The organism is Snodgrassella sp. W8158 (genome assembly GCF_016100435.1).
Classification (GTDB): Bacteria; Pseudomonadota; Gammaproteobacteria; order Burkholderiales; family Neisseriaceae; genus Snodgrassella; species Snodgrassella alvi.
In genome coordinates this window covers 122,525-136,673 of sequence record NZ_JACFSM010000002.1, presented here as the reverse complement: position 1 = coordinate 136,673, position 14,149 = coordinate 122,525, and the positions used below count along the sequence as shown (strand labels likewise).

Here is a 14,149-nt window from a genome sequence, read left to right as displayed (position 1 = left end):
GCCAAACAGCTTTAGCTTAATTTAATGTCTGGGTATTTTTCCCATCAGTAAAAACGGATTAGCTCCGCCACGCTGCCATCCCTCTTCATTCAACAGTATATCCAGAGCTAAAGAGGCCAAATCATCAGCAATCGGATCAGCATATTGTTGCTTGGCCAGGCGATAACGTTTGCGGTAAGCATGGCAGCTGGGACAGCATTCCGCCTCTGCACCAGCCAATACACCTTCTTTCACCTGTTCAATCCGGTGTACGCCCAGATCACGGCTATTATCACAAAAACTACAGCGTGCCCGTACACTGTGCCAGCGACTATTGCATACACCACAACACAAATAGCGCAACCCTTCAAGTTCACCCTGTCCGACTATTACTGAACCCACAGCATCAGTACCACAGCAGGGGCAAAAACCCGGTTCAGACAGAGGTTTTACCGTTGTAGCAGCCAGATTTAACGCTGCATGAGTATAAACAATCTGCACCACTGCATTTACCCAGACCTGATAATCCTGCTGAGCTATTCCGAGCTGCTGATTAAATGCATGCTGGCATAACTGGTTGCGGCTTTCACTGTCGAGCTGCAATAACTCTTTCCATACCTGCTGAGCAGTTGGTGACAAATCTGCTTGCAATAAAGCATGTAAATCGGTAAACAGACGCTCTATCAGGCCTCTATTGGCACTCAGTAATGCCAGAGTAAGCGGAACTTCATCTTTATCAGTCTCAGGAATTACCCAGGCTTCCTGTGCATATTGCTCCAGTAAATTTTGCTGAGCATTATTGATAACAGCCAGTAGCTGTAAGTATGATTGCCAGTCACTATTATCTTCTACAGCCAATTCATTCAGCCGTAATGCGCGCCGGCTGAAAATATCAACAGGAGGCTGCTGCCAGAACGGGATATGAAAAAATTCCTGTGCTTGTATGGTTTCTGGTGTTGCTTGTGTTTTCATGTATCAACGCGGTTATATAACGATATTACTTGTTCAGGTAATAGTACCGTTATCATTATCAACAAATTAAATAACCAAGTTTAACCAAAAATAGGTATTCTGTCTGGATTTACTGTCTATGATTTTCTATATGCCATCAATAGAGAAAGATAATGTCTCTTATCAATTTGTTTTTCAAAATGTGATAAATCGGATAACAAAAAAGGTTCAGAAATTTCTGAACCTTTTTATTACTGAAAACTAATTATTTAATACCAAGTGATTTCTCATATTCCCGCGCTTTTTCATCATCAAAATCATGTTCCCAGCGCGAAATAACCAATGAAGCCAGAGCATTACCGATTACATTAACTACAGTACGTCCCATATCCAGAATACGGTCGATACCCAGAATAAAGCCCAGACCTTCTAACGGAATGGATGTTGTAGCCAGCGTGGCAGACAGTACCAGAAACGATACACCCGGTACACCGGCAATACCTTTAGAAGCTACCATCAGCGTAATCACAATCATTACCTGATCACTAACCGACAGAGAAATACCGTATAACTGCGCCAGAAAGATAACTGCAATACTCTGATACAGCGTAGAACCATCCAGATTAAATGAATATCCGGTAGGAATCACAAAGCTGGTAATAGATTTCGGCGCGCCATATGCTTCCATTTTCTCAATCATTTTTGGCAGCGCAGTTTCTGAGCTGGAGGTTGAGAAAGCCACTATCAGCTCATCTTTCAGAATTTTGATAATAGTGAAAATGTTAAAGCGGCAGAAATAGGCCACGCCACCCAGAATCACCAGAGTAAATACTATCATCGCCAGATAAACTATTAAAATCAGTTTCATCAGCGGAATCAGCGAACCGAAACCGAATTTACTGATGGTAACAGTCATCAGACCAAATACCCCGATAGGTGCGTAACGCATAATCATATTGGTGATTTTGAACATTACGTCTGAAATCACTTTCAGAAAATCTGAAAAGAACAGGCGCTGATTATCAGGTAGCTTAGTTAAGCCCAGACCAAAAAACACACAGAAAAAGATTACCGGCAGAATTTCACCGCTGCTAAGCGAATCAAATATATTATGCGGAATCATGTCCAGAATCATTATAACCAGACCATGAGGCTTCTCGGCCAGTGCTTCACTTTTTTGTACGTACTGACTGACATTGCTGTGGTGCAGATTGGAAATATCAATGCCGCTACCCGGGTGAAACAGATTACCGAAAAGTAAACCCACACCAATGGCGATAGTAGTGATAATTTCAAAATACAGAATGGTTTTACCGCCCAGTCGACCCAGACTTTTGGAGTTACCCAGTCCGGCAATACCCAATGTCAGCGTACTGAGAATGATGGGCAGCACAATCATTTTAATCAGGCGGATAAAAATATCCCCCATCGGTTGTAATACATTGATTACCCACGACTGATAGGTTTTGTAGTAGGGATGAGAAGGATCTGAAAAAGTATGCAGATATAATCCCAGTGCTACCCCCATAATCAGTGCGATTAAAATTTGCCAGGCCAAATTACGGCTATATCGTTTGATAATCGATAACATAGTCGTCCTTACTGTAAGTGGTAATATAGTTCTTATTCAATCTAAAAAGCAAAACAAAAACAATAGAGTATATTCTATTATTTTTTGTTTTAAACATGCGTTAAGGATGAAAAAATTGAGGATGGGTATAAATTACTTGGCGATTATGACGCGCAAAACCCACCAGCGTGATATTAGCCTTGTGAGCCAAATCAATGGCATAGGTGGTGGGCGCAGATACGGCCACGATACACCCGATACCGGTTATTGCTGATTTCATTACCATTTCAAAACTAGCGCGACTGGACAATACCACAAAACCATGCTTCCAATCCACTTTTGCATGTAATCCCCAGCCAATAAGCTTGTCTAAAGCATTGTGCCGGCCGATATCTTCACGGACGGTTACAATCTTACCTGCCTTGTCAGCCCACGCCACGCCGTGAACTGAACCAGTTTGCGCCCGCAGTTGCTGATGATGGTTAAAATCGGTCAAAGCACGCCCGATTATGCTAAATTCTACATGCCAATCGCGTAAAACCGGTTCTATTTCTGGCTGAACAGCTGCCAGACTGTCAATACCGCACAGTCCGCAACCAGTGCGTCCGCTCATCTGGCGACGGCGACTTTTCAAACGTGCAAATGCTGCGCTGGCCAGCTCAATCTCAGCCACAATTCCATGCAGATGTTCAGTAATTTCAATCGCATAAATTTGCTCTGCATTTTCAATGATGCCTTCACTCAGGCTGAAACCCAATGCCAGTTCGGCAATATTAGCGGGCGTAGCCATTAATACGACATGGGAGATACCGTTATAAACAAGTGCTACTGGGATTTCGGCACTGATATTATCACTGGTACTACTGCATTCTCCAGCCTGTGCCACCCAGACAGTGCGATTTTGGGCGGGGGTGTAATTCATGAGGTTTCTGTATTTATGAACCGGTAACAGCCGGAAAAGACTTGTACCGACATATTAACCGAATCACGCAAGAAGATAAAATTTTACTGGCTGTATGACAATACGCCATACAGACAGCACTACAGATGATGATTATTTAAATTATTCAGTTGTCTGTGAAGTGGAATTTTGCTGCGCTTTGGCTTCTTTTTTTGCCATCATTTCGCGGTACCAGCGTGGATGGTGCTTTTTCGCCCATTCCTGACTAACCACTCCTTCCACCATCGCCGGAATTGTGCCTTTAATCCACAATGCGGCATATACATGAATAATAATACCGACAATCAGCAGGATAGCAGAGGCAGAATGCACTAGCAAAGCGATACGTACCACCCAAATTGGAAAATATCCGGAAAAAAACTGCCGCCAGGCAATCAGCCCGCTGATAAGCAGCAGTGCCATACTGATGGACATCAGCCAGAACATACATTTTTGTCCAGCATTATATTTGCCAGTATCACCAATTTCTCTTCCCAGCAGAATATGCTTAATTCCCAGTAACCATTTAATATCATCCCGCTCAAAAAAATTATATTTTACATAGCGGAAAAACTGGATAAAAAAGCCCAGAAACATCACCACTCCGATGAACGGATGCAGGATGCGTGCCAATTGCGGAGAACCGAAAACTTCAGTGAGCCAGAAAAAAGACGGATAGAAAAAACCCAGACCGGAAACAGCCAGCAGCACAAAGCAGCCGGCTACTACCCAGTGATTAAACCGCTCGGATTTTTTATATCGCTGAATTAATAATCTTTTCATTATGCGTCCCCTTTATCTTTGAGGATTTCGCCTTCACGATTCAGAACCTGTTCTTTATCATCGTCAGGGCGATTCGGACCAATGGTAATGTAGTGCAGCCAGCCGGCAAAAGCAGCGGTAGCAATACCGAATGCTGCTATCGGTTTGAGCATACTCTTCCATAATTTAACGGTGGTACTGATACGCGGATTGTCCGGCAGACCATGGTACAGGCTGGGTTTATCCGCATGATGCAGTACATACATAACATGGGTACCGCCCACACCCTGTGGATCGTAGAGCCCTGCCTGCTCAAAACCGCGCTGTTTTAAGTCTTTTATACGCTCCCCGGCCAAAGACTTCATGTCTTCTTTGCTGCCGAAATGAATAGCGCCGGTAGGACAAGTTTTCACACAGGCCGGTTCCTGCCCGACGGCCACACGGTCTGAACACAGGGTACATTTGTAAGCGCGGTTATCTTTTTTCGAAATACGCGGAATATTAAACGGGCAGCCGGAAATACAGTAACCGCAACCAATACAGTTTTCCTGATGGAAATCGACGATACCATTTTCATACTGAATGATTGCACCCGGTGACGGGCAGGCTTTCAGACAGCCCGGGTCAGAACAGTGCATACAACCGTCCTTACGAATCAGCCACTCCAGCTTGCCGTATTGCTCGGTTTCAGAAAACCGCATTACCGTCCAGCTATCCGCACTCAGGTCAATCGGGTTATCGTATACACCATGATTGGTGCCAACTTCATCACGAATGTCATTCCATTCCGAACACGCAGCCTGACAGGCTTTGCAGCCTATACAGGTCGAAACATCAATCAGTTTGGCAATTTCAATGGGTTTTCTTGCCTGTGGTAGCGGCGTGAGCTGATTAGTAGCCGAACGACGTTTTATATCCAAAGATTGTAAAGCCATGACTTATTCCCCTCACGCTTTTTCGATATTGCATAAAAAGGTTTTGTATTCTGGTGTCTGTGTATTGCAGTCACCAACAAATGGTGTGAGTGTGTTAATGAGAAACTGTTTTTTCTCACCAACATTCACCCAGCCACCATGCAGGGGAATACCTATCTGATGGACGGTCTGCCCATTAATTTCCAACGGACGCAGGCGTTTGGTTACCACGGCTTTGGCCTCTACCCAGCCGCGCTTAGTACTGATTTTAACTGTATCGCCTTTAGCAATATTTTTTTGTGCTGCCAGCTCTTCGCTGATTTCAACAAACTGTTCAGGCTGAGCAATCATCAGCAATTTCACGGATTTCGTCCAGAACTGAAAATGCTCTGTCAGACGATATGTAGTGCCGACACAAGGAAATTCATCTTTATTGCCGATACGACCTTTAACGCTGTCAAACAAGCGCACTGCGGGTGTATTCAGCACTTTAGGATAAAGCAGGTTTTTGCCAACCGGTGATTCAGTAGGCTCATAGAATGTCGGAAACGGACCATCTACCAGTTTTTTGGTACAGAACAGACGACCAACACCCTCTTCATTCATAATAAACGGATTCATATTGGTGTCAGGTGCCTGATCTGCCTTGTAGTCAGCCACATCCGCACCAATCCATTTGCTGCCGTCCCAGTGAATTAATATTCTGTCAGGATCCCAGGCTTTGCCGGACGGATCGCAGGAAGCGCGGTTATACAGAATACGGCGGTTTGCCGGCCAGGCCCACGCCCAGCCCGGGGTATTACCCAGTCCGACATTGCTGTTATCACGCCGTGCCATCTGGTTACCGTTTTTAGTCCAGGAACCGGCAAAAATCCAGCAGGCGCAGGCCGTTGTTCCGTCATCGCGTAACTGAGCAAAGCTATCCAGCTGCCCACCTTTAGGCACGATAATATTACCCTTCTCGTCCTTAATATCCGTGAGTGCCCAGCCATTGGATTCCTGTGCCATTTCTTCCGGCGTCGGTGAATGCGGCACTTTATACGGCCAGCTCAGGTTCAGAATCGGTTCAGGTACTTTACCACCCTCTTTCTCATACAGAGCTTTAATACGTAAATGCAAATCAGCCAGAATCTCGAGATCGGCTCTGGCTTCTTCCGGTGCTTCGGCTCCGGCATAATGCCATTGCAACCAGCGTGAAGAATTGACAATCGAACCATTTTCTTCTGCAAAACAAGGGACAGGCAGACGGAACACTGTCGTCATGATAGAGCGGGAATCTACGTCATGCGCATCACCATGATTTTCCCAGAAGGTAGCCGTTTCGGTATTAAGCGGATCCATTACTACCATCCACTTGAGGCGGGAAAATGCTTCGATGATACGGTTGGAATCCGGAAAGGAACCCATGGCATTGAAACCTTGTACCAGTAATCCGTGCATCTGGCCCTGATACATCATTTCGGTCATTTGCAGCACATCATACATTTTGTCCCACTTCGGCAGCCAGTCATAGCCCCAGTCATTTTCTTTGGTAGCCTTATCACCAAAGAACCATTTGAGCAGGCTTACCATAAATTTGGGCGTATTGCTCCAGTAATTAAGCTGTCCCGGACGCATGGCTGCTGGTGTCTGAACTTTCAGATAATCAGCAAAAGTCGGATTTTTCTTTTCGTTAGGCAGGCTCAGATAGCCCGGAAGACTGGTAGACAGCAAACCAAGATCAGACAAGCCCTGAATATTGGAATGGCCGCGTAAAGCATTCACACCCCCACCGGGCATACCGATATTACCCAGAATCAGCTGAATCATGGCCATGGTACGGATATTCTGCGAACCATAAGTATGCTGAGTCCAGCCCAGTGCATACAGAATTGTACCGGCTTTGTTTTTTGCCGAGGTTGCCCCCAGAGCTTCACACACCAGCAGAAAATCTTTAATCGGGGTACCGGTAATTTTGTGCATCATTTCCGGTGTGTACTGGGCATAATGCTTTTTCATTATCTGCCAGACGCAACGCGGATTTTCCAAAGTCGGGTCTACTTTGGCATAGCCGTTTTCATCCAGCTCGTATGTCCAGCTGGCATTATTATAAACAGCCCCGCCTTTAGCACCTTTCGGAGCCGCTTCCGGTGCCGCGCTGCCGTCTTCAGTCGTATAATCGGCATGTCCGGAAAACAGACCTTCATGAAAACCATAGCCATCAGCTAGAATAAAAGCAGCATTGGTATAGTTTTTGACATAATCCCATTGCACTTTATCATTTTTAATCAGCCAGTTGATTACCGCTCCGAGGAAAGCTATGTCGGTACCGGAACGAATCGGCAAATAATGATCGGCTACAGAGGCAGTACGGTTAAAACGCGGGTCGCAAACAATCAGTTTGGTGCCTTTTTGTTTTTTGGCTTCGATAACCCATTTAAAACCTACCGGATGTGCTTCAGCGGCATTACCACCCATAACCAGAATAAAATCGGCGTTCTGGATATCAGTCCAGGTATTGGTCATGGCTCCACGACCAAACGTAGCAGCCAGTGCAGATACTGTCGGACCATGACAAACTCGTGCCTGTGAATCAGCACCAACCAGCCCGAGCGAACGCATGAATTTCTGAGTCAGAATACCGGTTTCATTAGAGCTGGCAGAAGCGCACAGCATACCCACACTTTCCAGCCGGTTAACCGTAACACCATCAGCATTTTTTTCAATAATATTGGCATCACGTTCTTCTTTAATCAGGCGGGCAATACGCTCCAGTGCCTCATCCCAGCTGATGTCTTTCCACTCTGTGCTTCCGGCTTCACGAACCTGCGGATGCAGTACACGGTTCGGGCTGTTAACAAAGTCAATCAGTGAGGCGCCTTTGGGACATAAGCTGCCGCGGCTGACCGGATGATCGGGATCACCTTCTATGTGAAAAATTTTCTTTTTGGCGTTTTTGGCACCGTCACCCAGACTATACAACAACGTACCACAACCAACTGAGCAATATGTGCAGTTATTACGTGTTTCTGTAGCCCTCAACAGTTTGTACTGGCGGACTTCAGCAAAGGCTGTGGCAGGAGCCATGCCCATCACTGCCAGTCCTGTCGCGCCGGCACCCGCTGCGGTAACCTTGAAAAACTGGCGTCTTGTCAGGTTCATGTGTGTATGTTCCTAATAAAATTTTTATTATTTATTTGCAGGAAATCCATCCCCGCACTGCTTACTAATTATGCTAGAAAGTTAATTTATACTAACATTTAATCCTATTATAATACCTTATTTAAACTATTATAAAATTTTATCAGTATTTTCTACTTTAAATAAATAATTACAATTTCATTTAAATTCCAAATTTAATTAGTATAAAGGTTAAAATACAAGTTATTACATTAGCAATAAATAGAAATAATTTATTCAATAAATTATTTCTATTAATCATGAATATTTTGCATACAAATTGATTTATAAATTATTTATTTGCTATGACATATATGTTGTATCGCACATCTCTATGACTGTCTATCGCTATATACTTATATATATTTCGAAACAATTTTCCTTTATAATCGGTATTGCCTGACCTGGCGCCGGATAATAATTTATTTCAAATAGGGATAAGAATATGCGCTTTGACTACATTCGTCTGACTACTATCATTACTGCAATCAGCCTGAGTGTAATGAGCACTGCTTCACTTGCCGCCAATATCACAGTTTCAGCGGCTGCCAGTCTGACCAATGCATTTAATGACATTGCCAAAGCATATCAGCAGCAATATCCTCAGGATAAAGTACTGCTTAATTTCGGAGCTTCAGGCTCTCTGCTTCAGCAGATGCAAAACGGTGCGCCAGTAGATGTATTTGCTTCTGCTGATCAGCAAACTATGGATCAGGCTCAGACCAAGAATCTTGTGCGGGCACAGGACAGAATTAATTTTGTAAATAACAGTCTGGTACTGATTATTCCGAAAAAAAGCAGTCTGAATGTACGCGGACTGAAAGATCTGCAGCAACCAGGTATTAAACATATTGCACTGGGCAACCCCGCTTTTACACCGGCCGGACGTTATGCTCAGGCAGCAATGGAGCAGGCAAAAGTATGGAGTACGGTAAAGCCTAAAATTGTGAATGTGAATAATGTCCGTCAGGCTCTGGATTATGTAGCTAATCAGTCAGCGGAAGCCGGTTTCGTATTTGGCACAGATGCGGCCATTATGCCGGATAAAGTTAGTGTAGCTGCAACCATCCCGACCAGTAAGCCAATCAGCTATCCGATTGCTAAGACGGTAGCCAGTAAAGAACCAGTGGCTGCCAGCCGCTTTATTAATTTTATCCAGTCGCCAAAAGGTCAGAAGATTCTTAAGCGTTACGGTTTTCAAAGCGCACGCTGAGTATTTTTCCACCGGCAGTTATCCTTCCGCGAATCTGTCTGAATTTTTTATTTCAAGGAGTAGATAATGGCTGCGGCCCGGATTGCTCTTGCCCTGTCGCTTAAAATCGCCCTGTGGGCAACTGCTATTAATCTGGTTTTTGGGGTCGGTATAGGTTATGTACTTGCCCGTAAAACTGTTTGGGGAAAGGAACTGATTGATACCATTCTCACTTTGCCAATGGTAATGCCGCCAACGGTACTGGGATATTACTTACTGGTACTGATTGGAAAAAATGGCTTTATTGGTCAATGGCTGGAACATTATCTGGGTATTAATCTGATTTTCACCTGGCAGGGTGCTGTTGTAGCAGCAACAATCGTATCGTTTCCCCTGATATTTAAACCGGCACGTGCTGCATTTGAAAGCCTGGATTCCCAGCTGGAGCAGGCAGCGCGTGTTCTGGGTATCAGTAATGCCGGAGTATTTCTGCGCATCACTCTGCCTCTTGCCTGGAGAGGTATTCTGGCCGGCGTATTACTGGCATTTGCACGCAGTATGGGGGAATTCGGTGCTACGCTGATGGTGGCAGGCAGCATTCCGGGGCAGACACAAACCCTGTCGATTGCCGTATATGAAGCAGTACAGGCCGGAGATGACTATCTGGCCAATACTCTGGTCTTGATTATATCTGTGGTCTGTATTCTGATATTACTAATTACCGGCAAACTTTTATCCGGCAAAGTACCTATGACCAATCTTAAATAATCCGATACCTGAATTAAACAATATTATTTTCCGGTATTGCTTTGTCTGTTTTTAATCCGGCCAATGGTTTTTATGTTAGATTTTAATTTTCAGAAAACCCTTCAGCGTAATGACGGAAGTCATTTTACTCTGGATATCCGCCTGTGCTGTCAGTCACAGCGTACAGTTATTATGGGAGCCTCAGGCAGTGGTAAAAGTCTGATGCTAAAGGCTGTTGCCGGTCTGCTGACTCCTGAACAGGGTCATATTAATGTGAATGGTGTTACTCTGTTTCAGGCACAGCAGCATATTAATCTTAACCCGCAACAACGTAAACTGGCCTTTGTATTTCAGGATTATGCCCTCTTTCCCCATTTAAATGTCCGGCAGAATATTGCCTGCGGTATTTGTCATGGCTTATTCAATCCGAAAAAACGCAACCGGTATACAGAAGTGGAACACTGGCTGACTGCTATGCAGCTCAATTCAGTAGCAGAACAATATCCGGCTCATCTGTCCGGCGGACAGCGCCAGCGTGTGGCTCTGGCTCGTGCATTGATTGCTCAGCCGCGGGCTATTCTGCTGGATGAACCATTTTCTGCACTGGATACTCAGCTACGGGCTCAAATGCGTTCTGAGTTATCTGCCTGGCAGCAGAAATTAAACTTACCCATGCTACTGATAACTCACGATCCGGAAGATGCAGCTGCTTTTGACGCTCAAATCTGGCATATGGATAATGGGTGCCTGTACTCAGCTCCCCGTAACAATCGCAATGAATCAATTTAATCTTAACAGTGAACTAATTCCCACTATTAACGGCCAGCGAATTGGCAACAGCAAACGGATTACTTTACTGGAAAATATCCGGCGTTTCGGTTCCATTACCCAGGCAGCTAAAGCGGTACCTATGAGTTATAAAGCAGCATGGGATGCCATAGATGCAATGAATAATCTGGCGCCTGAACCTTTAGTCTTACGGCAAACCGGTGGTCAGGGTGGCGGAAACAGCGTATTAACAGCTTTTGGTGAAGCTTTTTTAAATTATTATCACACTATGCAGCAACGTCATCAGCAACTTATCAGGCAACTGGAAGCTGACGCTGACAATAGTCATCATGGTTTATGGCAAAAAATGAATCTGGATTTGAGTGCTGATAACCAGCTCGCCGGAAGAATCAGCCAAATCATTGAAGGGGCTGTAAATAATGAGGTTCATCTGCAACTGAGCAACGGACAGGAACTGGTGGCCATACTTACAAGACACAGTTGTGAACAGATGGAACTGGCTGTAGGCGTTGATGCACTGGCACTCATTCAGGCATCAGCCATTATGCTTGCGCGTCCCGATCCGAATTTACAAATATCCGCTCGTAACCAGCTAACTGGTCAAATACGCCACATAGATACTGGTGCTGTAAACAGTGTGATTACTGTGGATTTAGGCGCAGCTGTCAGCCTGACCGCCAGTATTACCTGTCATAGTGCACAAACTATGCAATTAAAAAATGAAGATAAAATCATGCTGTTAATCAAGGCGCCGAACATTATTATCGGACGTTTGCGCTGAATGGGCACCCATCAGACAAACTGAAGCCAGAATAACCCTGTCATGCAATATCAGATTATTCCGGCTTATGCTTACGTGCGATAGTCAAACTACCTGCGGCCATGCACATTCCCTCTTTGTCAATCTGTCCTTTTAAGCCGCATATATATTATAGACTTTATATATTTGTATTTTAATATTATTAAATAAATTTAATTCAAAAAAACTATTTATAGCGTTTTAACCCGAAATATTAATAATTAATTCCACATCTTTTATAATTATGAGCTAATTTACTGAAAATACTGCACACTGATAACTTAATTGAATATTAAGCCGTTACAGTACCTTGAAAATTTACTTATATAAATACTTAGTTTTTCAAAACTAGCGCAGAATAACTTCATCAGCCAGTTCATTAGTACCGGCATGCGTACGCGGAAAATACTGTACAAGTAATTCCGTCAGCTCATCCAGTCCGGCAGTTAAACCATCCATATATCGTTGATGTTGAAACGCCTGAGTAATGCGATTACATATCTGCTGCCAATGCACCATACTCACACAGGTATTAATACCCCGGTCTGCAATAATTTCTACTGCGCGATCAGCAAAAAGTACATAAACCAAAATACCACTTTTTTCAGCAGTATCCCATATACCCAGATTTCCGAACCAATACTGTGCACGCTGGCGTGCCGTAGTGTGATGACACAAATTCGCGGTATCAAGGCTGGATTCAATCACAAACCGAAGCTGTCCAGTATGACGTTGCTCAGATAATGTAATTTGTTCAGTTAGCTGTTGCAATGCAAGAGCAGGAAAATATTTACTTACCCGCTGGCGCGGATTTATCCAGTGGCGCCAGATACGTGGTAATAATTGCATATTGAGTTTATTTAAGCTCGTATATTCTGCTTTTTCCTGTATATCTGATTTCATAGTTAGCACCGCAGATTTATTAAAAAGTATATATTGAGTTACTTAATTAATTCCAGAATAATCAGCATTCTACTTACACTACCATAAATTTTCTTAATAAGAAAATGCTGCTGTTACCAGGCTGATAACAAAAACAATATATATCATATAAAAACAGAAAACCGGAAAGTCAGATGTAACGGATATTATTGCTGGCGACATTAGTTAGCATATATTTTGATGATAACGATACTAATTGATCTAGCAGGGAAAATTAGCCTGTAAAGTAAAAATCCAGATATTGCCAGAGAGCAAAAATGATTTCTAACATAAAAACCAACCTATTATCAGAGCTGGCTCTGACAAATTCTCTGATTGGAAAATCACAAAATTCTAAGGGTTATATATTTTGAAATAAATATAGATTCTATAATCCCTTATCTATTATCTAAACAAATCCGCGTAACTGTTTCACATAAGCATAGGCTGCCTGTATACGCTGAGCATGTTCAGTTGCCTGCTGCATCTTAGTTTCCGACAGATTTTGCTTAATGAGTTTATCCGGATGATATTTATTCATCAGGCGGCGATATGCCTGTTTAATTTCCTGCGGGCTCGCTTTTGCTGATATACCCAGTACAAGATAAGGATCAGAACCAAACGGTTCTTCAGGCTGTTGTTGCTGTTGCTGGTATTGCTGCTGATATTGCTTCTGCTGTTGCTGATATTGTTGACGGCGTTGCTCTGAACGCGCACGCTGACGCTGCTGTTTCCATTGCTCGTTGGTCTGCCAGTAATGCCGGTATTCATTTTCCTGATGAATAGTCTGGCTGGCAAAAATAAGCATTTGTGCATAAGGAATATGAAATTCATCCGCTATGATATTCAGAATGCGCCGTTCATTATTATGCAGCCGTCCGTCAATCAGCGCTAATTCAAGCATATTTTTACAAAACAGCATTAAACCGCGCTTGTCATCACTATAAGCCCGGTATAGTTGTTTAAGTCTGATTCTGAGCGGATAATTTTTTGTCTGCCCCATATTAAAAGCATAACGCGACAAAACTTCAGTTTCTGCATCCAGCTGCATTTTTTTAATCATGTCATAGACACGCGACCGGTCTTCATCAGAAACATGTCCTTTGGCTGCACATATCTGACCGGCCACTTCAAACATAACAACTATATAAAGATTATTGTCGGCAGCGATAGAAGCTTCAGTACCATCATCTACAATCTGCAAAGCTTGAAGATAAAACATAATCAGGATGATTAGTACAATATCAATCAGCACCCCGAACACGCTATAACGCATGACTAAAAAGCACAACAGCAAAAAACAGATACCATAACCGACTTTAGACATGTATGCCCACCAGAAACGAAATGCTAAATAATCATAATTATATAAATAAATAACTATACATTATTTTACGTAAAATTTACAAATTGTCAGTATTTAACG

General features: G+C 43.5%; 12 protein-coding genes. 4 read left to right on the top strand and 8 right to left on the bottom strand.

The annotated features are described in order from the left end of the window. Nucleotides 1-21: 21 nt before the first annotated feature. The 6 genes from H3V11_RS05200 to fdnG form a co-directional block, all read right to left on the bottom strand. Nucleotides 22-951, bottom strand: coding sequence for a formate dehydrogenase accessory protein FdhE (locus H3V11_RS05200; protein WP_198206711.1), 930 nt, complete (start codon nt 949-951; stop codon nt 22-24). Between the two features lie 244 nt (nt 952-1,195). Next, nucleotides 1,196-2,521, bottom strand: a complete 1,326-nt coding sequence (locus H3V11_RS05195; RefSeq protein ID WP_037393559.1) for a cation:dicarboxylate symporter family transporter — start codon at nt 2,519-2,521, stop codon at nt 1,196-1,198. A gap of 100 nt (nt 2,522-2,621) precedes the next feature. Continuing rightward, nucleotides 2,622-3,422, bottom strand: coding sequence for a formate dehydrogenase accessory sulfurtransferase FdhD (gene fdhD / locus H3V11_RS05190; protein ID WP_025330241.1), 801 nt, complete (start codon nt 3,420-3,422; stop codon nt 2,622-2,624). Nucleotides 3,423-3,563: 141 nt separating this feature from the next. After that, nucleotides 3,564-4,223 (bottom strand): formate dehydrogenase subunit gamma, encoded by a 660-nt coding sequence (locus H3V11_RS05185; RefSeq protein ID WP_025330240.1) that lies wholly within the window; start codon nt 4,221-4,223, stop codon nt 3,564-3,566. After that, entirely contained in the window at nt 4,223-5,137 is a 915-nt protein-coding gene (gene fdxH / locus H3V11_RS05180) for a formate dehydrogenase subunit beta (protein ID WP_025330239.1), read from the bottom strand. Before fdxH ends, H3V11_RS05185 begins: the two co-directional genes overlap by 1 nt. A 12-nt stretch (nt 5,138-5,149) precedes the next feature. Beyond that, nucleotides 5,150-8,257, bottom strand: coding sequence for a formate dehydrogenase-N subunit alpha (gene fdnG / locus H3V11_RS05175; RefSeq protein WP_084553924.1), 3,108 nt, complete (start codon nt 8,255-8,257; stop codon nt 5,150-5,152). A gap of 463 nt (nt 8,258-8,720) precedes the next feature. On the opposite strand from fdnG, the gene modA reads away from it, so the two are divergent. From modA to H3V11_RS05155, 4 genes are all read left to right on the top strand, one after another. Continuing rightward, the gene (modA, locus tag H3V11_RS05170; RefSeq protein ID WP_078475092.1) at nt 8,721-9,488 is read left to right on the top strand and encodes a molybdate ABC transporter substrate-binding protein; all 768 of its coding nucleotides are present in this window, start codon (nt 8,721-8,723) and stop codon (nt 9,486-9,488) included. Between the two features lie 66 nt (nt 9,489-9,554). Next, the gene (gene modB / locus H3V11_RS05165; protein WP_198223769.1) at nt 9,555-10,235 is read left to right on the top strand and encodes a molybdate ABC transporter permease subunit; all 681 of its coding nucleotides are present in this window, start codon (nt 9,555-9,557) and stop codon (nt 10,233-10,235) included. 72 nt (nt 10,236-10,307) lie between these two features. Beyond that, a complete protein-coding gene (locus tag H3V11_RS05160; protein ID WP_198223768.1) occupies nt 10,308-11,003 on the top strand; it encodes an ATP-binding cassette domain-containing protein in 696 nt (231 codons plus the stop codon). After that, nucleotides 10,990-11,784: a TOBE domain-containing protein gene (locus H3V11_RS05155; protein ID WP_172332941.1), complete on the top strand. Its 795-nt coding sequence runs from the start codon at nt 10,990-10,992 to the stop codon at nt 11,782-11,784. The genes H3V11_RS05160 and H3V11_RS05155 overlap by 14 nt, the downstream gene beginning before the upstream one ends. 366 nt (nt 11,785-12,150) lie before the next feature. Here H3V11_RS05155 and H3V11_RS05150 read toward each other — a convergent pair whose 3' ends face one another. Together H3V11_RS05150 and H3V11_RS05145 are read right to left on the bottom strand one after the other, a co-directional pair. Further along, entirely contained in the window at nt 12,151-12,705 is a 555-nt protein-coding gene (locus H3V11_RS05150; RefSeq protein WP_232335773.1) for a TPM domain-containing protein, read from the bottom strand. 427 nt (nt 12,706-13,132) lie between these two features. Beyond that, nucleotides 13,133-14,050, bottom strand: coding sequence for a DnaJ domain-containing protein (locus H3V11_RS05145; RefSeq protein ID WP_084551832.1), 918 nt, complete (start codon nt 14,048-14,050; stop codon nt 13,133-13,135). Nucleotides 14,051-14,149 lie beyond the last annotated feature (99 nt).

What these genes read in the sequence shown, in the direction of transcription:
- H3V11_RS05200 (WP_198206711.1), bottom strand. Translation starts at nt 951, where the DNA reads ATGAAAACACAAGCAACACCAGAAACCATACAAGCACAGGAATTTTTT.
- H3V11_RS05195 (WP_037393559.1), bottom strand. Translation starts at nt 2,521, where the DNA reads ATGTTATCGATTATCAAACGATATAGCCGTAATTTGGCCTGGCAAATT.
- fdhD (WP_025330241.1), bottom strand. Translation starts at nt 3,422, where the DNA reads ATGAATTACACCCCCGCCCAAAATCGCACTGTCTGGGTGGCACAGGCT.
- H3V11_RS05185 (WP_025330240.1), bottom strand. Translation starts at nt 4,223, where the DNA reads ATGAAAAGATTATTAATTCAGCGATATAAAAAATCCGAGCGGTTTAAT.
- fdxH (WP_025330239.1), bottom strand. Translation starts at nt 5,137, where the DNA reads ATGGCTTTACAATCTTTGGATATAAAACGTCGTTCGGCTACTAATCAG.
- fdnG (WP_084553924.1), bottom strand. Translation starts at nt 8,257, where the DNA reads ATGAACCTGACAAGACGCCAGTTTTTCAAGGTTACCGCAGCGGGTGCC.
- modA (WP_078475092.1), top strand. Translation starts at nt 8,721, where the DNA reads ATGCGCTTTGACTACATTCGTCTGACTACTATCATTACTGCAATCAGC.
- modB (WP_198223769.1), top strand. Translation starts at nt 9,555, where the DNA reads ATGGCTGCGGCCCGGATTGCTCTTGCCCTGTCGCTTAAAATCGCCCTG.
- H3V11_RS05160 (WP_198223768.1), top strand. Translation starts at nt 10,308, where the DNA reads ATGTTAGATTTTAATTTTCAGAAAACCCTTCAGCGTAATGACGGAAGT.
- H3V11_RS05155 (WP_172332941.1), top strand. Translation starts at nt 10,990, where the DNA reads ATGAATCAATTTAATCTTAACAGTGAACTAATTCCCACTATTAACGGC.
- H3V11_RS05150 (WP_232335773.1), bottom strand. Translation starts at nt 12,705, where the DNA reads ATGAAATCAGATATACAGGAAAAAGCAGAATATACGAGCTTAAATAAA.
- H3V11_RS05145 (WP_084551832.1), bottom strand. Translation starts at nt 14,050, where the DNA reads ATGTCTAAAGTCGGTTATGGTATCTGTTTTTTGCTGTTGTGCTTTTTA.